Source organism: Thermomonas sp. (genome assembly GCF_046293095.1).
Taxonomy (GTDB): Bacteria; Pseudomonadota; Gammaproteobacteria; order Xanthomonadales; family Xanthomonadaceae; genus Thermomonas.
Map to the genome: position 1 here is coordinate 23,566 of NZ_JBKBPN010000002.1, position 17,788 is coordinate 41,353.

At 70.7% G+C, this 17,788-nt stretch carries 19 protein-coding genes; 15 read left to right on the plus strand and 4 right to left on the minus strand.

Annotation, left to right across the window (positions count from 1 at the left end):
* On the minus strand, window positions 1-951 hold the full coding sequence (locus ACK4SG_RS03490; protein ID WP_409599778.1) for an AAA family ATPase: 951 nt from the start codon (window positions 949-951) through the stop codon (window positions 1-3).
* Window positions 952-1,005: 54 nt separating this feature from the next.
* Between ACK4SG_RS03490 and ACK4SG_RS03495 the strand changes: the two genes are divergently transcribed.
* Window positions 1,006-2,850, plus strand: coding sequence for an ArnT family glycosyltransferase (locus ACK4SG_RS03495; protein ID WP_409599780.1), 1,845 nt, complete (start codon window positions 1,006-1,008; stop codon window positions 2,848-2,850).
* A 42-nt stretch (window positions 2,851-2,892) separates the two neighbouring features.
* Here ACK4SG_RS03495 and ACK4SG_RS03500 read toward each other — a convergent pair whose 3' ends face one another.
* Both ACK4SG_RS03500 and ACK4SG_RS03505 read right to left on the minus strand, forming a co-directional pair.
* Window positions 2,893-3,468: a Maf family protein gene (locus ACK4SG_RS03500; protein ID WP_409599782.1), complete on the minus strand. Its 576-nt coding sequence runs from the start codon at window positions 3,466-3,468 to the stop codon at window positions 2,893-2,895.
* 2 nt (window positions 3,469-3,470) lie between these two features.
* Window positions 3,471-3,836 carry a hypothetical protein gene (locus ACK4SG_RS03505; protein WP_409599784.1) on the minus strand — a complete coding sequence of 122 codons (366 nt, stop codon included), beginning with the start codon at window positions 3,834-3,836 and terminating at the stop codon, window positions 3,471-3,473.
* 112 nt (window positions 3,837-3,948) lie between these two features.
* Here ACK4SG_RS03505 and ACK4SG_RS03510 point away from each other — a divergent pair, with 112 nt between their 5' ends.
* The 13 genes from ACK4SG_RS03510 to ACK4SG_RS03570 all read left to right on the plus strand — a co-directional run bounded on the left by ACK4SG_RS03510 (window position 3,949) and on the right by ACK4SG_RS03570 (window position 14,911).
* Window positions 3,949-4,467, plus strand: coding sequence for a YceD family protein (locus ACK4SG_RS03510; protein ID WP_409599786.1), 519 nt, complete (start codon window positions 3,949-3,951; stop codon window positions 4,465-4,467).
* 51 nt (window positions 4,468-4,518) lie between these two features.
* Complete coding sequence (rpmF, locus tag ACK4SG_RS03515; RefSeq protein WP_139715308.1) at window positions 4,519-4,713, plus strand: 50S ribosomal protein L32; 195 nt, start codon at window positions 4,519-4,521, stop codon at window positions 4,711-4,713.
* A gap of 152 nt (window positions 4,714-4,865) precedes the next feature.
* On the plus strand, window positions 4,866-5,855 hold the full coding sequence (locus tag ACK4SG_RS03520) for a beta-ketoacyl-ACP synthase III (RefSeq protein WP_409599788.1): 990 nt from the start codon (window positions 4,866-4,868) through the stop codon (window positions 5,853-5,855).
* A 161-nt stretch (window positions 5,856-6,016) separates the two neighbouring features.
* The gene (gene fabD / locus ACK4SG_RS03525) at window positions 6,017-6,973 is read left to right on the plus strand and encodes an ACP S-malonyltransferase (protein ID WP_409599790.1); all 957 of its coding nucleotides are present in this window, start codon (window positions 6,017-6,019) and stop codon (window positions 6,971-6,973) included.
* Complete coding sequence (fabG, locus tag ACK4SG_RS03530) at window positions 6,970-7,716, plus strand: 3-oxoacyl-ACP reductase FabG (protein WP_409599792.1); 747 nt, start codon at window positions 6,970-6,972, stop codon at window positions 7,714-7,716. The genes fabD and fabG overlap by 4 nt, the downstream gene beginning before the upstream one ends.
* Before the next feature lie 123 nt (window positions 7,717-7,839).
* Window positions 7,840-8,079, plus strand: coding sequence for an acyl carrier protein (gene acpP / locus ACK4SG_RS03535; protein WP_374556346.1), 240 nt, complete (start codon window positions 7,840-7,842; stop codon window positions 8,077-8,079).
* Window positions 8,080-8,237: 158 nt separating this feature from the next.
* The gene (gene fabF, locus ACK4SG_RS03540; protein ID WP_409600687.1) at window positions 8,238-9,476 is read left to right on the plus strand and encodes a beta-ketoacyl-ACP synthase II; all 1,239 of its coding nucleotides are present in this window, start codon (window positions 8,238-8,240) and stop codon (window positions 9,474-9,476) included.
* 55 nt (window positions 9,477-9,531) lie between these two features.
* Entirely contained in the window at window positions 9,532-10,890 is a 1,359-nt protein-coding gene (locus tag ACK4SG_RS03545) for an aminodeoxychorismate synthase component I (RefSeq protein WP_409599794.1), read from the plus strand.
* Window positions 10,891-10,990: 100 nt separating this feature from the next.
* A complete protein-coding gene (gene pabC, locus ACK4SG_RS03550; protein WP_409599796.1) occupies window positions 10,991-11,818 on the plus strand; it encodes an aminodeoxychorismate lyase in 828 nt (275 codons plus the stop codon).
* Complete coding sequence (gene mltG / locus ACK4SG_RS03555; protein ID WP_409599798.1) at window positions 11,815-12,867, plus strand: endolytic transglycosylase MltG; 1,053 nt, start codon at window positions 11,815-11,817, stop codon at window positions 12,865-12,867. Before pabC ends, mltG begins: the two co-directional genes overlap by 4 nt.
* Before the next feature lie 2 nt (window positions 12,868-12,869).
* Window positions 12,870-13,520: a dTMP kinase gene (gene tmk / locus ACK4SG_RS03560; protein WP_409599800.1), complete on the plus strand. Its 651-nt coding sequence runs from the start codon at window positions 12,870-12,872 to the stop codon at window positions 13,518-13,520.
* A 2-nt stretch (window positions 13,521-13,522) separates the two neighbouring features.
* Window positions 13,523-14,518 (plus strand): DNA polymerase III subunit delta', encoded by a 996-nt coding sequence (locus ACK4SG_RS03565; RefSeq protein ID WP_409600689.1) that lies wholly within the window; start codon window positions 13,523-13,525, stop codon window positions 14,516-14,518.
* Window positions 14,519-14,551: 33 nt separating this feature from the next.
* The gene (locus ACK4SG_RS03570) at window positions 14,552-14,911 is read left to right on the plus strand and encodes a PilZ domain-containing protein (RefSeq protein WP_409599802.1); all 360 of its coding nucleotides are present in this window, start codon (window positions 14,552-14,554) and stop codon (window positions 14,909-14,911) included.
* Between the two features lie 16 nt (window positions 14,912-14,927).
* Here ACK4SG_RS03570 and ACK4SG_RS03575 read toward each other — a convergent pair whose 3' ends face one another.
* Window positions 14,928-17,003 carry a 3-hydroxyacyl-CoA dehydrogenase NAD-binding domain-containing protein gene (locus tag ACK4SG_RS03575; RefSeq protein WP_409599804.1) on the minus strand — a complete coding sequence of 692 codons (2,076 nt, stop codon included), beginning with the start codon at window positions 17,001-17,003 and terminating at the stop codon, window positions 14,928-14,930.
* A 178-nt stretch (window positions 17,004-17,181) separates the two neighbouring features.
* On the opposite strand from ACK4SG_RS03575, the gene rpoE reads away from it, so the two are divergent.
* Window positions 17,182-17,787: an RNA polymerase sigma factor RpoE gene (rpoE, locus tag ACK4SG_RS03580; RefSeq protein WP_409599806.1), complete on the plus strand. Its 606-nt coding sequence runs from the start codon at window positions 17,182-17,184 to the stop codon at window positions 17,785-17,787.
* Window position 17,788: the final 1 nt, after the last annotated feature.

The window sequence follows — 17,788 nt, forward strand, 5'->3', positions numbered from 1 at the left end:
TCAGTCCACCGCCACCGCATGCAGGATGGCCTTGGCCAGGCCCGCGGCGGAGGCGTCGGCCTCTGCCACCAGGCGGTGTTCGGCCACCGCCGGGAACAGGGCCTGCACGTCCTCCGGCAGCACGTGGTTGCGGCCCAGCAGCAGCGCATGTGCGCGGGCGGCGCGCAGCAGCGCCAACCCCGCCCGCGGCGACAGGCCCACCCGCACGCCGGGCTGCTGGCGGCTGCGTGCGATCAGCGCTTGCACATAATCCAGCAGCGCCTCGCTGGCGTGCACCTGCGGCACGGCGTGGCGCAGTGCGAGGATGCGCGGCGCGTCCAGCAGTGGGGCGACGCCCGCGATCAGGTCGCGGCGATCGGCGCCGGCCAGCAGGGCGCGCTCCGCCGCGGCGTCGGGGTAGCCCAGCGCCATCCGCAGCAGGAAGCGGTCCAGCTGCGAATCGGGCAGCGGGTAGGTGCCGGACAGGTCCACCGGGTTCTGGGTGGCGATCACCAGGAAGGGATCGGGCAGGGTGCGGGTCTGGCCGTCCAGGCTGACCTGGTGCTCGGCCATCGCCTCCAGCAGCGCGCTCTGCGTGCGCGGCGGCGCGCGGTTGATTTCGTCGGCCAGCAGCACGTGGGTGAACACCGGCCCGGGGTGGAATTCGAAGCGGCGCGCCTGCGCCTCGTAGATGGAGACGCCCAGGATGTCGGAGGGCAGCAGGTCGGAGGTGAACTGCACGCGCTTGAAGTCCAGCCCCAATGTCGCGGCCAGCGCATGCGCCAGCGTGGTCTTGCCCAATCCCGGCAGGTCCTCGATCAGCAGGTGGCCGCCGGCCAGCAGGGCGACGAACGCCAGCCGCACCTGTACCGGCTTGCCCAGCACCAGCGTGTTCACCTGCGCCTGCGCCTCGCGCAGGGCCTGGCGGAGGTCATCGGGTAGCATCTGCGCCGGTGCCGGGTTCGTGGACATGTCGTCGGGCATGGAATCACGGGGGAACGGCGAGTGTAGCGAGGACGCCCATACATGCGGGACACAGGCGGCGCGGACGCGGCACGGCGGTGGTTCATCGCCACCTGGGGGCTGGTGTGTGCCCTCAAGCTGGTGCTGGCGGTGCACCTGCCGCTGTTCGTCGACGAGGCGTTCTACTGGCAGGAAGGCCAGCACCCGGCCTGGGCGTACTCCGACCTGCCGGCGCTGACGGCGTGGCTGGCCCGGCTGGGCGTGGAGGTGTTCGGCCCGCATGCCCTTGGGTTGCGGATGCCGTTCCTGCTGATCGGCGCCGCGCTGCCTTGGCTGGTGGTGCGGCTGGCGACCCGAGTGTCCGGCGCTCGCGCCGGTTGGCAGGCCGGCATGCTGGCGCTGCTGCTGCCCCTGGCCGGCAGCCTAGGCCTGCTGGCACTGCCGGACGTGCCGCTGCTGCTGGCATCGCTGCTCTGCCTCGACGCCGGCGTGCGCCTGTTGGAACGGGTGGATGCGTGGGCGGCGGGTGAGCTGGCGCTGGGGCTGGTGCTGGGCGGCCTGACCCACTACCGCTTCGCCGCGGTCATCGCGGTGGGTTTCCTCGCGCTGCTGGCGCTTCCTGCCGGTCGCCGCGCGCTGCGCCACCCCGCGCAGTGGCTGGCGGTCGTTGCCGGGGCACTGGCATGGCTGCCGCTGCTGCTGTGGAACCTGCACCATGCCGAGGCCGGCCTGCGCTTCCAGTTGCTGGACCGCCACCCGTGGCAGTTCGGCAGCGATGGCCTGCTGCTGGGCTTCTTGCAATTGCTGCCGGTAACACCGCTGTTGCTGGCCGCGCTGGCCCTGGCCGGCGTGCGTGGCCTGCGCGATGCGCGGCCGGCATCGCGCTACCTGGCACTGTGCGGGCTGGGGATCGTCGCGGGCTTTCTGCTGCTGGGCTTCTTCGCCGACCGTGAACGGGTCAGCTTCCACTGGCCGCTGCCCGGGTTCGTGGCGCTGCTGCCGCTGGTACCGGCGGTGCTGGACAGCTGGCCGCGCGGCTGGCGCATCGCCACCTACGCCACCACGGCGCTGGGCCTGGCGGTGGTGCTGGGCTTCTCCGTGCTGGCGGCGGTGCCGGTCTGGCGCCAGCAGACCGCGGGGCATCGCCTGTATCCCTCGAATTTCGCTGGCTGGGAACCGCTGGCCGATGCGGTGCGCGCGGAGCGCGCGCGCCTGCCATCCGGTACCCGGCTGCTGGCCGGGGATTTCAAGATCGGCGCCGAGCTGGGCTTCCTGCTGGGCACGCCGGACATCGCGGTGCTGGACCATCTGCTCAACCACCAGCACGGGCGCGCGCCGCAGCTGGCGCTGTGGGGCCTCCAGCACGATGGTGTTCGCACCGCGCCCATGCTGCTGGTGGTTGGAGATGGCGACGTGCGCTTCAGCGAACGGCTTGCCTACTACCAGCGCCTGTGCGCGCAGGTTGGGCCGTTGCCGCCGCCGCGCGTGCTCAATATCGACCATGGCCGCCAGCGCTTCCTGCTGTTCGCGCTACCCGCCAAGCGCGTGGCGGGGCCCTGTGTCACGCCTGCGCTGTCCCATATCGACATGCCGACGGCCGGTGCCCGCGTAGGCCGCCGCTTCACCGTGTCGGCCTGGGCCGTCAAGGACGTGGTCGGCGTTCGCGCCGTGCACGTGCTGCTGGATGGCCGCAGCGTTGCCACCGCGCGCCGCGCCGGCCCGAACCCGTGGGTGGTCGGAATGTTCCTGCGCGGCCGATCGCGGGACCCGGCCGGCCCGGACGTGCAGTTCGAGGGCACAGTGGATGCCGCCGCGCTACCGCCGGGTCGCCACTGGCTGGGATTGCGCATCATCGGGGGGGACGGCGCAGTCGAGGACGGGCCGCAGCAACCCATCGAGATGCGCTGAAAGGCGAGCGCACGGCGGCTGTTGCGTGCCTTCTCGGGGGGGTCAGGGCAGCGCGAACCCCGCCTGCCGCAGCAGCGTGCAGGTCGCGATCAGCGGCAGGCCGATCAAAGCGGTCGGGTCGCGGCTCTCGATGGCTTCGAACAGGGCGATGCCGAGGCCTTCGGACTTGAAGCTGCCGGCGCAGTCGAACGGTTGTTCGGCATCCACGTAGCGCGCGATTTCGACCTCATCCAGCGGGCGGAAGCGGACGTCGGTGCGGTCCGTAGCGGCCAGCATGCGGCCGTCGGGGTGGGCCAGGCACAGCGCGGTGTGGAAGTACACCGTGCGGCCGGACATCGCGCGCAGTTGGGCGATGGCTGCCTCGCGGTGGCCCGGCTTGCCGAGTGGGTGTCCGTCGAGGTCGGCCACCTGGTCCGAGCCCAGCGCCCAGCCGTCCGCCAGGGTCGAAGCCACCGCGCGCGCCTTGGCGTTGGCCAGCCGGATGGCCAGCATCGCGGGGGGCTCGCCCGGCAGCGGGGTCTCGTCCACCTCCGGGCGCGCCACGTCGAACGGCAGGCGCAGCCGTTCCAGCAGTTCACGGCGGTAGCGGGAGGTGGAGCCGAGGACGAGCGTTGGCATGGTCAGGCGGCCCCGGCGCGAGCCTGGTCGATACGCTGCAACTGATGTTCCAAGCGGGCACGGGCGGCGTCCAGCGCATCACGCACGCCGCGCAGCTGTGCCAAGCTGGCATGCTGCGCGTTTTCCTGCAGCCACAGGCGCTGGCGCAGCAGGTCCTGCATGGCTGCGCGCACCGGATTGCGGTCATGGCCGGCCACCGTTTCGATCTCCGTCCGCGCGGCGCGCAGCCGGGCTTCCAGCGCATCGGCGGCGTCCAGCAGCTGGGAGATGGCCTGCTGGCGCTGCAGGCTGCCGCGGCGCAGGCGGAAGGCCAGCCAGGACGCGGTAGCGGCGAGTGCCACGAACAGAAGGGGCAGGGCGATGTCCATGCCTGCAGTCTGCGGCAGTGGGCCGGGAGGGCGCAAACCCGGCCGGGCGCGCGGGCGCGAGCCTGGCAACGATTTGACAGCGCCGGCTGCGGCGCGTAGCATTTTCCGGCTTATGTCCGAACTGTCGACAAGCCGGGTTCCGGAAACTCTGGACGCCTGGCGCATGGTGGCGGCCCGGCGCGAGTTCGAGGGTCGGGTCCTGCTGTCGGCGATGGCGCGCCTTCGGGACAGTCTGGTCGATGCTGAAGGGGAAGTGCGCTACGTGCTTGCCTTCGACACCGACAACCTGAAGGTGCCGTACCTGGAACTGCGGATCGAGGCGGAGCTGCCGCTGGAATGCCAGCGCAGCCTGCAGCGGTTCCTGCAGCCGGTGCGGGTGGTGCAACGGCTGGGCTTGATCCGCGACGAGGCCGAAGAAGCCGCCCTGCCGCCGGACTACGAACCCCTGCTGGTGCCTGCTGATGGCCTGCTGCGGCCGGCCGAGCTGGTGGAGGACGAATTGATTCTGGCGTTGCCGGTGGTGCCGGTGTCGCCCGATGCCGAGGCGGTCGAGCGCGACTTCGCGCCCACCGTGGAGGAAACCGCCCAGGCGAACCCGTTCGCGGCGTTGGCGGGGTGGAAGAAGGAATAGTGCGATAATCGCCACATCGCGCGTCACACACGTTTTTCTTGGAGTTGTCCCATGGCCGTCCAGAAGTCCCGCGTTTCCCCGTCCCGCCGTGGCATGCGCCGCGCGCACGACGCCCTGTCCGCCAAGCAGCTGGCCACCGATCCGACCAGCGGCGAGACCCACCTGCGTCACCACGTGACCGCCGACGGCTACTACCGCGGCAAGCAGGTCATTGCGCCGAAGACCAAGGTCGTCGACGAAGAGTGATCGCCGGCCGCAAGGCCGTCCGCCTGCACGACGCCCGGCCGCGCCCCATGGTGCGGCCGTTGGCGTTTTTGCGGCCCTGATTCCCGTGCGCCGCCGCGCCCGGGCCCGCATGGGCTAATCTTGTCCGCTTCGCCGAGGGAGTTGCCGTTCGCATGAGCCAGACCGAAAGCCGCATCTACGCCCGCATCGCCGGTACCGGCAGCTACCTGCCCGAGAAGGTGCTGACCAACGATGATCTGGCGAAGATGGTGGACACCAGCGACGAGTGGATCGCCGCGCGTACCGGCATCCGCGAGCGCCATGTGGCGGCGGAAGGCGAGACCACCAGCGACCTCGGCTACCGGGCGGCGCTGCGCGCGCTGGAAGCCGCCGGCGTGGCTGCCGACGAGATCGACCTGATCGTGGTCGGCACCACCACCCCGGACCTGATCTTTCCGTCCACCGCCTGCCTGATCCAGCACAAGCTGGGCATCGCCGGCTGCCCGGCGTTCGACGTCAACGCGGCCTGCTCCGGCTTCATCTATGCGCTGACCATCGCCGACAAGTTCATCCGCTCGGGCGCCGCCAAGACGGCGCTGGTGATCGGCGCAGAGACCCTGACCCGGATGCTGGATTGGAGCGACCGCGGCACCTGCGTGCTGTTCGGGGACGGTGCCGGCGCGGCGGTACTCAAGGCCGATACGGACACCGGCATCCTCAGCACCCACATGCATGCCGACGGCAGCAAGAAGGAGCTGCTGTGGAACCCGGTGGGCGTGTCCGCCGGCTTCAAGCCGGAGGAGCACAACGCCGGGGTGCGGGTGATGATGACCGGCAACGAGGTGTTCAAGCACGCCGTCAAGGCGCTTGATGCCGTTGTCGACGAGGCGCTGGAGTCCAGCGGCCTGGATCGCGGCGCGATCGACTGGCTGGTGCCGCACCAGGCCAACCTGCGCATCATCGAAGCCACCGCCAAGCGTCTGGCCATGCCGATGGACCGCGTGGTGGTCACCGTGGACCGCCACGGAAACACCTCCTCCGGCTCGGTGCCATTGGCGCTGGATGAAGCGGTCCGCTCGGGCCGCGTGCAGCGCGGCCAACTGCTGCTGCTGGAGGCGTTCGGCGGCGGCTTCACCTGGGGCTCGGCGCTGCTGCGCTACTGAACCGGCCGTCCGGTCTGCGGGCGCGGCGCGATGCCGCCGTGCCACGCACAGGCCCGCAGGATGCATACGCCCCGGTACAGACGGCCTAGAGCAATTGCTCGTATCATGCCCGCCCCACCGCGGGGTCCGGCCCCGCATTCTCCCCACAAGGTGTGCATAGCGTGAGCGAAGCCTCCCTTTCCCAGTCCATCGCCCTGGTGTTTCCGGGCCAGGGGTCGCAGTCGGTCGGCATGCTGGCCGAACTGTCGGAACTCCATCCCTCCGTCAAGGCCACCTTCGAGGAAGCCTCGGACGGCGCCGGGGTCGACCTGTGGGCGCTCTCCCAGGGCGGCCCCGAGGAAATGCTCAACCGCACCGAATTCACCCAGCCGGCCCTGCTGGCCGCGGGCGTGGCGGTATGGCGGGTGTGGCAGGCGCAGGGCGGCGTGCGGCCGGCCGTGCTGGCCGGCCACAGCCTGGGCGAATACACCGCGCTGGTCGCGGCCGGCGCGCTGTCGTTGCGTGACGGTGCGCACCTGGTCCGCATCCGCGGGCAGCTGATGCAGGACGCCGCGCCTGCCGGCACCGGCGCGATGGCCGCCGTGCTCGGCGCTGACGATGCGCTGGTGGAGGCCGCGTGTGAGGAGGCCTCTGGCGCGCAGGTGGTGGTGCCGGCCAATTACAACTCGCCCGGTCAGATCGTGATCGGCGGCGACGCAGCGGCGGTGGACCGTGCGCTGGCATTGCTGCAGGAGAAGGGCGTGCGCAAGGCCGTCAAGCTGGCGGTCAGCGTGCCGTCGCACACGCCGCTGATGCGTGAAGCCGCGAACCGGCTGGCCGAAACGATGGCCGGCCTGCAGTGGGCGCTGCCGGCGCTGCCCGTCGTGCAGAACGTGGACGCGCGCGTGCACGACGATCTGGACGGCATCCGAAGCGCGCTGGTGCGCCAGCTCTACCTGCCAGTGCAGTGGACCGGCTGCGTGCAGGCGTTGGCCGCGCGTGGCGTCACCCGGATCGCCGAATGCGGCCCGGGCAAGGTGCTGACCGGCCTGGTCAAGCGCATCGACAAATCGCTCGACGCCCGCGCGTTGGGCACACCGGCCGACTTGGCCGGCGCCATCGAGGATTGGAAGGCATGAGCGAGCAGGTCTTGAAGGGTGAAATCGCGCTGGTCACCGGCGCCTCGCGCGGCATCGGCGCCGCGATCGCCGACGAACTGGCCGCGCGGGGCGCGACTGTGATCGGCACCGCCACCTCGGACGCCGGCGCGCAGGCGATCGCCGAGCGGCTGGCTGCGGCCGGCGGCCATGGCCGTCGCCTCAACGTCAACGAGGCCGGCGCCATCGAGGCGCTGGTGGATGCGGTGTCGTCGGAGTTCGGCGGCATCTCGATCCTGGTCAACAACGCCGGCATCACCCGCGACAACCTGCTGATGCGGATGAAGGACGAGGACTGGCAGGCCGTCCTCGACACCAACCTCACCAGCGTCTACCGCGCCTCGAAGGCGGTGATGCGCGGCATGATGAAGGCGCGCAAGGGACGCATCGTCAACATCGCCTCGGTGATCGGCGTGACCGGGAATGCCGGCCAGGCGAACTACGCGGCGGCCAAGGCCGGCATCATCGCGTTCAGCAAGTCGCTGGCCAAGGAAATCGGGTCCCGCGGGATCACCGTGAATGTCGTGGCGCCGGGCTTCATCGCCACCGACATGACCGCCGACCTGCCGGAGGCCGCCAAGCAGGCGATGCTGGGCCAGATCGCGCTGGGCCGCTTGGGCGGGCCGGCCGACATCGCCCGCGCCGTCGCCTTCCTTGCCGGCCCCGACGCCAGCTACATCACCGGCGAGACCCTGCACGTGAATGGTGGCATGTACATGCCCTGACGGCCTTCGGGCCGGTCTTTCCCCGATCCCCCGCGGGCGCCCCGGCTGCCGCCATGCAGCGCCCGGATTTTCCCTTAAACTAGGTCATTACGGCCTGAACAGCCCCATGAGGAGCAACGCAACATGAGCACCATCGAAGAGCGCGTCAAGAAGATCGTCGTCGAACAACTGGGCGTCAAGGAAGAAGACGTCACCACCAGCGCGTCGTTCGTGGACGACCTGGGCGCGGACTCGCTGGACACCGTGGAGCTGGTGATGGCGCTCGAGGAAGAGTTCGAGTGCGAGATCCCGGACGAGGACGCCGAGAAGATCACCTCGGTGCAGCAGGCGATCGACTACATCAAGGCCCACGTCAAGGCGTGATGGTCTTTCCTGGGTGGATGCCCGGCCCCACGGCCGGCGCCTGCCAGGCATACCCCGGGGACGCGCCGCCATCGGCGTTCGCCCGCGGGACCCACGGGGCCGCGCATGCGGCCCCCTGTGTTTGCATCGAACGTAACGAGCGTGTGGAGGACTGGATGATGGGCAAGCGCCGCGTGGTAGTGACAGGCATGGGCATCGTCTCGCCGCTGGGGCACGACCTGGCCAGCAACTGGGACGGGATCACCCACGGCCGTTCCGGCATCAGCCTGGTGGAGGGTTTCGACGCCAGCACCTATCCCACCCGCATCGCCGGCGAGATCCGCGGCTTCGACGTCACCCGCTGGGTGAACCCGAAGGACGCCAAGAAGATGGATCACTTCATCCATTACGGGCTTGCTGCCGCGCTGATGGCGAAGGACGACGCCGGCCTGGAGGTCACCGAGGCCAATGCCGAGCGCATCGGCGCGCTGATCGGTGCCGGTATCGGTGGCATCTGGGGCATCGAGGAGACCGCCGTCAAGCTGCACGAAGGCGGGGTGCGCAAGATCAGCCCGTTCTACATCCCCAGCACCATCATCAACATGCTGCCGGGCCAGCTCTCGCTGATGACCGGACTCAAGGGGCCGACGTTCTCCGCGGTGTCCGCCTGCGCCACTTCCAACCACAGCATCGGCATGGCGATGCGCATGATCCAGCACGGCGATGCCGACGTGATGTTCGCCGGCGGCGCCGAGCGCGGCAGCTCCCCGACCTCGATGGGCGGGTTCTGCGCGATGAAGGCGATGAGCACCCGCAACGATGATCCCACCCGCGCCTCGCGGCCGTGGGACGCCGGTCGCGACGGCTTCGTGCTGGGCGACGGCGCCGGCATCCTGGTGCTGGAGGAGTACGAGCACGCCAAGGCCCGCGGCGCCCGCATCTACTGCGAACTGGCCGGCTTCGGCGCCTCGTCGGATGCCTTCCACATGACCGCGCCCAGCGAGAACGGCGAAGGCCCGGCGCGCTGCATGGCGATGGCGTTCCGCGACGCCGGGGTGAACCCGGAGGACGTGGGCTACCTCAACGCGCACGGCACCAGCACCCCACTGGGCGATGTGGCAGAGACGCTGGCGATCAAGCGCGCGCTGGGCGACCACGCCTACAGGACGATGGTCAGCTCCACCAAGTCGATGACCGGTCACCTGCTGGGCGCGGCCGGCGGCGTGGAGGCGATCTACACCATCAAAGCCCTGGAAACCGGCGTGATCCCACCCACCATCAACCTGGAGCAGCCGGGCGAAGGCTGCGACTTGGACTACGTGCCCAATGTCGCCCGCGAGGCGAAGATCGACGTGGCCGTGTCGAACGGCTTCGGCTTCGGCGGCACCAACGGCACCCTAGTCTTCAAGCGGATCTGACGCCTGTCGCCTCCTCCGCGTCCGGGGGAGGTGCAGGGCGGGGTGCCTGCCGCCGATGAACCGTCGACCCATCGCCAACGCCCCCGACCTGCTGGCCCTGCACCGGCTTGATCCGGCGCGCTATCCGGTGCTGTTGGAGTCCAGCAGCGGCGGTGCGCTGGGCCGGTACGACCTGCTGCTGGCGCACGGCGGCGAGGGCTTTGCTCTGCATCGCGATGGCTGCGTGCGCACGTTTGACGGCGCGCTGGTCGACGGCCGTTTCCTCGACGTGCTGGACACGCGCTGGCAGGACGCGCGCGGTGCGGCAGATGACGCCGGAGTGGAGCCATCGCTGCGGTTCCGCGGTGGCTGGGCGCTGCTGCTCGGCTACGAGCTGGCCGCGCAGGTTGAGCCGGTACTCCAGCTGCCGGCGGCCGAGGGTGGCCTGCCGATCGCGGTTGCGCTGCGCTGCCCGGCGGCGCTGCTGCGTGACCGCGCCACGGGCGACTGCGTGGCCGTGGCGGAAGCCGGCGGGGAGGCCTGGCTGCAACGCATCGCCGACGACGCCGAGCGCGCACTTGCGCTGCCGCCGCTGCCCGCATGGACACCGCCAGCCAGCATCGACGAGGATCCGCCGCAGCGGTATTTGGACGGGGTGGCGCGGGTGCTGGAGTACCTGGCCGCCGGCGACGTGTTCCAGGCCAACCTGTCGCGCGGCTGGCGGGTCGGCTTCGATCGGCCGCTGGCCCCTGCGGCGCTGTTTGCGCGCTTGCGCACGCACAACCCTGCGCCGTTCGCCGGTATTTTCCGCAGCCCGTGGGGCAGCGTGGTCAGCGCGTCCCCGGAGCGGCTGCTGTCGCTGCGCGACGGCGTGGCGGAGACGCGGCCGATCGCCGGCACGCGTGCACGCTTTCCGGGCGACGACGACGCGGCACGCATCCGCGAGCTGGTCGGGCATCCGAAGGAGCGTGCCGAGCACGTGATGCTGCTCGATCTGGAGCGCAATGACCTGGGCCGCGTATGCGCGCCAGGCAGCGTGCGGGTGGACGAGCTGATGACGGTGGAGAGCTACGCCCACGTGCACCACATCGTCAGCAACGTGCGTGGAACGCTGCGCGCCGGCGTGACCCCCGGACAGGCGATCGCCGCGGTGTTCCCCGGCGGCACCATCACCGGCTGCCCGAAGGTGCGCTGCATGCAGATCATCGCCGAGCTGGAGGCCACAGGCCGGAGTGCCTACACCGGCGCGATGGGTTGGCTGGGCCATGGCGGTGATCTGGACCTCAACATCCTGATCCGCAGCGCGGAAGTCGAGGGCAGCACGCTGCGCTTCCGCACCGGCGCCGGCATCGTGATCGACTCCGATCCTCAGCGCGAACTGGACGAAACGCGGGCGAAGGCGCGCGGAATGCTGCGCGCGCTGGGGGTGGAGTGATGGACGGAGTTGCGATTCGAATCGCCACGGCGCGCCCGGAAAGCCGGGAGCACATGTTCCGGCATTCGACGCGCATGGCGAGTCCCGGGGAGCGACTGCGTTGAGTGCCCAGACAGTCGCCTTGTTCCGGGGCCTTGCGCGCGCGGACACGGTCCCATTCGCCAATCGCGGGCTGCAGTATGGCGACGGCGTGTTCGAGACCATGCGCGTGCACTGCGGCGAGGTGCCCTTGTGGCCGCGGCATGTCGCCCGCCTGCGCGAGGGCGCGGCCCGGCTCGGTATCGCCATGCCGGAGCCGGCGTTCGTCGAAGCACGCATCGCCGAGCTGATGGCGGGCGTCGAGGCCGGCGTGCTCAAGCTGCTGCTGACCCGGGGGGATGGTGGCCGTGGTTATGCGCCACCGGCAGACGCCATGCCGGTCTGGATGCTGGCACGGCACCCGCTGCCGCAACCACAGGCGGCATTGCGCTTGCACGTCTGCCAGATGCGCCTGGCGATCCAGCCGGCGCTGGCGGGCATCAAACACTGCAACCGGCTGGAGCAGGTGCTGGCGCGGGCGGAGGCGGAGCGTGCCGGCTGCGACGAGGGGCTGGTCCGCGATGCGGACGGCGCCCCCGTGTGCGCCACCTCGGCGAACGTGCTGGTGCGGCGCGACGGTCGCTGGTGGACGCCGCCGGTGGCGCGCTGCGGCGTCGCCGGCGTGTTGCGCGGCTGGCTGCTGGACGCGGGCCTGGTGGCCGAGGCGGCGCTGTCGATGGAGGACGTGCTGTCGGCCGAGGGGCTGGCCCTGTGCAACGCCGTGCGCGGTATCCTGCCGGTGATCTCGCTGGGCGCCCGTTCGTGGGCGGTCCCCGCGGCGCTGGCCGACCTGCAGGCGCGGCTGGCCATGGCCTATCCGATGTTCACATCTTCCGGGACGATTCCATGATGTTGCGCCGCGTATTGCTGGTCTTGCTGCTGATCGGCGCAGTGCTGCTGGCCTTCGCCTGGCAGCGCTTCCGCGCGTTCGCCGACACGCCGCTGCCGGGCATCGGCGCCGACGCTACGCTGGTGGTCGCGCGCGGCGACAACCTCGACAAGGTGCTGGGCAAGCTGCAGGCGCAGGGTATCGCCACAGGCAACCGCCTGGCCTGGCAGCTGCTGGCGCGCCAGACCCGCGCCGCCGGCCGGCTGCAGGTGGGCGAGTACGCGCTGGCCAGCGCGGCCACGCCGCGCGCGCTGCTGATCGCCATGCGCGACGGCAAGGTGGTGCGGCGCAAGTTCACCATCGTCGAAGGCTGGAGCATCCGCGACCTGCGCGCGGCGCTGCGCAAGGTGCCGCTGCTGGCACAGAAGACCGCGGGCATGGACGATGCCGCGCTGATGGCCGCGCTGGGCCATCCCGGTCAGCATCCCGAGGGCCGCTTCCTGCCGGAAACCTATGCGTGGGTGCGCGGCGACGCGGACCTCGACGTGCTCGAGCGCGCGTATGCGGCGATGGACAAGGCGCTGGCCGCCGCGTGGGCGGCGCGCGCGCCGGACCTGCCGCTGGCCACCCCCGACGAAGCGCTGACGCTGGCCTCCATCGTGGAGAAGGAAACCGGCGTGGCCGACGAGCGGCCGCAGATCGCCGGCGTGTTCGTACGGCGCTTGCAGGCCGGCATGCGCCTGCAGACGGACCCCACCGTCATCTACGGCATGGGCTCGCGCTACGCCGGCAACCTGCGCCGCGCCGACTTGACCACGGACACCCCCTACAACACCTACACCCGCGCCGGCCTGCCGCCCACGCCGATCGCGATGCCGGGCAAGGCGGCGTTGCGCGCGGCCACGCGTCCGGCGCCGGGCGACGCGCTGTATTTCGTCGCCGTGGGCGACGGCAGCGGCCGCCACGTGTTCAGCGCCTCGCTGGCGGACCACAATGCCGCCGTGAAGGACTACGTGCAGCGCTACCGCGCGCAGCGCCAGGCCGTGCGCGAAGGAGCTGCGCCGAAGTGACGATGCTGCAGTCCCAGCCGCGCCTGCTGACCATCGAAGGCGGCGAGGGCGCCGGCAAGAGCACGGTGCTCTCGGCCCTGCGCGATGCGCTGCTGGCCGATGGTTTCGAGGTGGTGTCCACGCGCGAGCCCGGCGGCACGCCGCTGGCCGAGCGCATCCGCGGCCTGCTGCTGGCGGCGGGCGACGAACCGGTGCATCCGACCACCGAACTGCTGCTGATGTTCGCGGCGCGCGCGCAGCACGTGCAGCAGGTGGTCTTGCCGGCGCTGGCCCGCGGCGCGTGGGTGATCAGCGACCGCTTCACCGATTCCAGCTACGCCTACCAGGGCGCGGCGCGCGGCATGGACGTCGGCTTCATTGCCGAGTTGGAGCGGCGCGCGGTGGGCATCGAACCCGGACTGACGCTGCTGCTGGACCTGGGCGTGGCGCATGCGCGCGAGCGCACCCGCGGGCGCGACCTGCTGGACGGCGCCGCGCCGGACCGCATCGAGCGCGAACGCGACGACTTCTTCGAGCGCGTGCGCGCCGGCTTCCTGGCCCGCGCCGCGCAGCAGCCCGGGCGCATCCGGGTGATCGACGCCAGTCCCGATGCCGCCACCGTCGCGGCCGCGGCGCTGGCCGCACTGGCCACCTATCGCGAGGGGTTGGCATGAGCCTGTTGCCGCCGCTCTCGCCCTGGCAGCAGCGCGCCTACACGCAGGCCGCCGAAGCGATGACTGCCGGTCATTTCGGCCATGCCACCCTGATCGCGGGCCCGGCGCTGCTGGGCAAGCGCCTGTTGGCCGAGCACCTGGCCCGGCGCCTACTGTGCCAGGCGCCGCGCCCGGACGGCGAGCCCTGCGGCAGCTGCCGCAGCTGCACGCTGTTTGCCGCGCGCTCGCAGATGGAGGCGCTGGAAGTGCGCCCCGACGGCACGCCGGCGCATCCCTGGGGCCACAGCGCCCACCCGGACCTGTTGTTCCTCGGTTACGAGATCAACCAGAAGACCGGCAAGCCGCGCGCCGAAATCGTGATCGAGCAGGTGCGCGCGCTGACCGGGAAGATGGGTCTGACCTCGCAGCTGGGCGGCGCGCAGGTGGTGATCGTGGATCCGGCCGATGCGGTGAACTGGAGCGCCTGGAACGCGATCCTGAAAACGCTGGAAGAGCCGCAGCCTGGCCGTTACCTGTGGCTGCTGGCGTCCAGCCCCGCGCAGCTGCCGGCCACCATCCGCAGCCGCTGCCAGCGGCTGGAGCTGCGCCTGCCGCCGCGTGCCGAAGCGCTGGACTGGCTGCGCCAGCGCGGCCATGCCCCGGCCCTGGCGGAGGAAGCGCTGGACGCGGCCCGCGGGCACCCCGGCCTGGCCGATGCGTGGGCTGCCGGCGACGGGCTGGTGCTACGCCGTGACGCGGTGAAGGACGCGCAGGCACTGCAGCGCGGGCAGGCCGAGGCCACCGAAGTGGCGCAGCGTTGGGTGGCCGATGGGCGCGCCGCGGAACGTTTGCGTCATCTGGCCGAGTTCGCGTTGCGCGAGGCCGCGGGCTTGACCGATCCGGCCGCAACCCGCACGCTGGCCGCGCGCTTCGACGCGGCCAACCGCGCCCGCGAGTTGCTGCACACCACCGTGCGCGCCGACCTCGCGGTCGCGGAAGCACTGCTGGCGTGGCGCTGAGGCCGGGACCGTGCAACTGACAGGGAACAGGGAATGAGCAATCCGACGGGCGGGGCACGACAGGGCATCCTGTCGCTGGCGATCAAGGACAAGGCGGCGCTGTACAACGCATACATGCCCTTCATCCGCCACGGTGGCATCTTCGTGCCCACCACGCGGCGCTATTTCATCGGCGACGAGGTCTTCCTGCTGCTCACCCTGCCGGACTCCTCCGAGCGCCTGCCGGTGGCTGGCAAGGTGGTGTGGGTGACCCCCACCGGCGCGCAGGGCAACCGGGCTGCTGGCATCGGCGTCCAGTTCGCCGACACCGCCGAAGGCGAGGCGGTGCGCAGCAAGATCGAGACCACCCTGGCCGGCACGCTCAACGCGGACCAGCCGACCCAGACGATGTGAGTCCGGCGCTGCGGCTTCAGGCCGCCGGCGTGCGCAGTACCGGGTTGTCCCAGCCCGCGCGCGGCGCGAAGCGCTCGCCGTATTTCGCGCGCAGCGTTTCCAGCCGCGCCAGCAGCGCGTCGGCGCCGGTGGCGCGGATGTGCTGGATCGGGCCGCCGCGGAACGGGGCAAAGCCCGTCCCGAAGATCACACCGGCGTCCAGCAGGTCGGCGTCACTCACCACCCCGTCGTGCAGGCAGGCCACGGCTTCGTTGAGCAGCGGCAGGATCAGGCGATCCTCCAGGTCGTCGGGCGCCACGTAGCCGGCCGGCAGTTCGGGTTTTATCGCCTTGCCGTTCTCCCATTTGTAGATACCTTGCCCGTCCTTCTTGCCGCGCTTGCCGGCTTCGACCGTGGCCAGCGCCGCCGGCACGTCCAGGCCGAGGAAGGGTGCCAGCTCCTTGCCGACGCTGGCGGCCACGTCCAGGCCCACGGTGTCGAGCAGTTCGATCGGCCCCATCGGCATGCCGAAGCGCGTCGCCGCCTTGTCGATGGCCGGGCCGGGGATGCCCTCGGCATAGGCCGTGGCCGCTTCCAGCATGTACGGGAACAGCACGCGATTGACCAGGAAGCCCGGCGTGCCGGCCACCGGCACCGGGAACTTGCCCAGCGCCTTGCAGAACGCGGCCAGGCGGCGCTCGGTCTCCGCGGCCATGCCGGCGTGGCGGATGATCTCCACCAGCGGCATCTGCGCCACCGGGTTGAAGTAGTGCAGGCCGGCGAACTGCGCCGGGCGGGCGATGTGCGGGCGCAATTCGTCCAGCGGGATCGACGAGGTGTTGGTGGTCAGCAGCGCGTCGGCCTTCATGCGCGGTTCGACCGACTGGTAGAGGTCGCGCTTGGCGTCCGGGTTTTCGATGATCGCCTCGATGACCAGGTCGGCCTCGGGCACGCCCGCGCCGTCAAGGTCGGACTTCAGTCGCGCGGCCACCGCCGGACGCTTGCTCTCGTCCTTCACTTTTTTCTCGAACAGGGTTTGCGCGCGCTGCAAGGCACTGTCGATGAAGCGCTGCTCGCGGTCCTGCAGCGTCACCTCGAAGCCCTTGTAGGCAGCGAACGCGGCGATATCGCCGCCCATCACGCCGGCGCCGATCACGTGCACGCGGTTGATGCCGGCATCGCCCTTGCCCAGCGCCTTCAGTCGCTCCGTGAGGAAGAAAATGCGGATCAGGTTGCGCGCGGTGGGCGTGGCGGCCAGTTTCACCACCGCCCGGCGCTCGGCGTCGAGCCGCGCACGGATGCCAGCGCCACCGTAGCGTTCCCACGTGGAGATCAGCGCATAGGGCGCGGGATAGAACGCCTTGGGCGCCTTGCGCGCGACCTGCTTCACCATCTGCGGCACCAGCAGCTTGCGCGCCAGGAAGGTATTGGTCAGCCAGCCCAGCGCGCGTTGCTTGAACGGGCGCACGGTGCCCTTCAGCGCCAGCGCGGCGGCGGCGTCGATCAGCTGCGCCGGCTCCACCACCTTGTCCACCAGGCCAATGCCGCGCGCGGCCTTCGCGCTCAGTGCGCGGCCGGTCAGCATCAGGTCCATCGCCGCCGGTGCGCCGACCAGGCGCGGCAGGCGGGCACTGCCGCCCCAGCCGGGGAAGATGCCCAGCTGCACTTCCGGCAGGCCGATGCGGGTGGAGGCGTCGCTGCTGGCCACGCGGTACCGGCAGGCCAGCGCCAGTTCGGTGCCGCCGCCCATGCAGAAGCCGTGGATCGCCGCCGCCGTGGGGCAGGGCAGCTCCGCCAACGCCTGGAAAGTGTCCTGGCCGCGGCGGATCGCCTCCTCGACGGTGCCGCGGCGGTCATAGTCCTGGAATTCCTTGAGATCGGCCCCGGCGATGAAGCCTGCCGGTTTGCCGGACGCGATCACCAGCGCCTTGGGCGGCTCCAGCGCGATACGCTCCAGCGCCTCGCCCAACTCGATCAGGGCGTCCTGCGAGAACGCGTTGACTGCGGCGTCGGCGCGGTCGAACGCCAGCACCAGCACGCCGTCCTCGCGGCACTGGTGCGTCCAGTGGCGAAGGCGGAGTCCGTCGAAACGGTTTGCGGAGGAATCGGCCATGGGCGTGTCATCCGTACCAGGGGAAAGGGCTTATCGTAGCCCGCGACAACTTGAATACGTGTCTAATCGTCTGCAGATTCGAATCCTCCCGCGGAACTTTCGCGGTCTGTCCCTGTCACAACGCCCGGAAGCGACCGGGCCCACCAGCGAGGCCGCGGCGAACATGAAGGAGGATCGGGTGTCGCAAGCGCTGGATCAGGACCTGGTGGCCCGCGTGCAGCGTGGCGACACCGCCGCCTTCGATCTGCTGGTGCGCAAGTACCAGCACCGCGTCGCGGCGGTGATTTCGCGGTATGTGCGTGACTGGTCGGAGGTGCAGGACGTGGCGCAGGACACCTTCATCCGCGCCTACCGCGCCATTGGCGGGTTCCGCGGCGACGCGCAGTTCTCCACCTGGCTGCACCGGATCGCGGTGAACACCGCCAAGAATCACCTAGCTGCCCACGGCCGCCGGCCACCGGGCGAAGACATCGAGATCGAGGATGCCGAGCAGTTCGAATCCGGCTTGCGTCTGCGCGACAACGACACGCCCGAGCGCGAGTTGATGCGCCAGCAGCTGGAACAAACGGTGCTGGCCGCGGTCGAAGCCCTGCCGCCTGATCTGCGCGAAGCGATCACCCTCCGCGAAGTGGAAGGGATGAGTTACGAAGAGATCGCCGAGCGGATGGGCTGTCCGATCGGCACGGTGCGCTCGCGGATCTTCCGCGCCCGCGAAGCTATCGATGCCCGGATGCGCCCCCTGCTGGAACACGACGAACTGCCGAAGCGCTCGCACGCCTCATGAC

Bases quoted from the DNA above. Each gene is read 5' to 3' on its own strand.
- ACK4SG_RS03490 (WP_409599778.1), bottom strand. From the start codon at position 951: ATGTCCACGAACCCGGCACCGGCGCAGATGCTACCCGATGACCTCCGC.
- ACK4SG_RS03495 (WP_409599780.1), top strand. From the start codon at position 1,006: ATGCGGGACACAGGCGGCGCGGACGCGGCACGGCGGTGGTTCATCGCC.
- ACK4SG_RS03500 (WP_409599782.1), bottom strand. From the start codon at position 3,468: ATGCCAACGCTCGTCCTCGGCTCCACCTCCCGCTACCGCCGTGAACTG.
- ACK4SG_RS03505 (WP_409599784.1), bottom strand. From the start codon at position 3,836: ATGGACATCGCCCTGCCCCTTCTGTTCGTGGCACTCGCCGCTACCGCG.
- ACK4SG_RS03510 (WP_409599786.1), top strand. From the start codon at position 3,949: ATGTCCGAACTGTCGACAAGCCGGGTTCCGGAAACTCTGGACGCCTGG.
- rpmF (WP_139715308.1), top strand. From the start codon at position 4,519: ATGGCCGTCCAGAAGTCCCGCGTTTCCCCGTCCCGCCGTGGCATGCGC.
- ACK4SG_RS03520 (WP_409599788.1), top strand. From the start codon at position 4,866: ATGAGCCAGACCGAAAGCCGCATCTACGCCCGCATCGCCGGTACCGGC.
- fabG (WP_409599792.1), top strand. From the start codon at position 6,970: ATGAGCGAGCAGGTCTTGAAGGGTGAAATCGCGCTGGTCACCGGCGCC.
- acpP (WP_374556346.1), top strand. From the start codon at position 7,840: ATGAGCACCATCGAAGAGCGCGTCAAGAAGATCGTCGTCGAACAACTG.
- fabF (WP_409600687.1), top strand. From the start codon at position 8,238: ATGGGCAAGCGCCGCGTGGTAGTGACAGGCATGGGCATCGTCTCGCCG.
- ACK4SG_RS03545 (WP_409599794.1), top strand. From the start codon at position 9,532: ATGAACCGTCGACCCATCGCCAACGCCCCCGACCTGCTGGCCCTGCAC.
- mltG (WP_409599798.1), top strand. From the start codon at position 11,815: ATGATGTTGCGCCGCGTATTGCTGGTCTTGCTGCTGATCGGCGCAGTG.
- tmk (WP_409599800.1), top strand. From the start codon at position 12,870: ATGCTGCAGTCCCAGCCGCGCCTGCTGACCATCGAAGGCGGCGAGGGC.
- ACK4SG_RS03570 (WP_409599802.1), top strand. From the start codon at position 14,552: ATGAGCAATCCGACGGGCGGGGCACGACAGGGCATCCTGTCGCTGGCG.
- ACK4SG_RS03575 (WP_409599804.1), bottom strand. From the start codon at position 17,003: ATGGCCGATTCCTCCGCAAACCGTTTCGACGGACTCCGCCTTCGCCAC.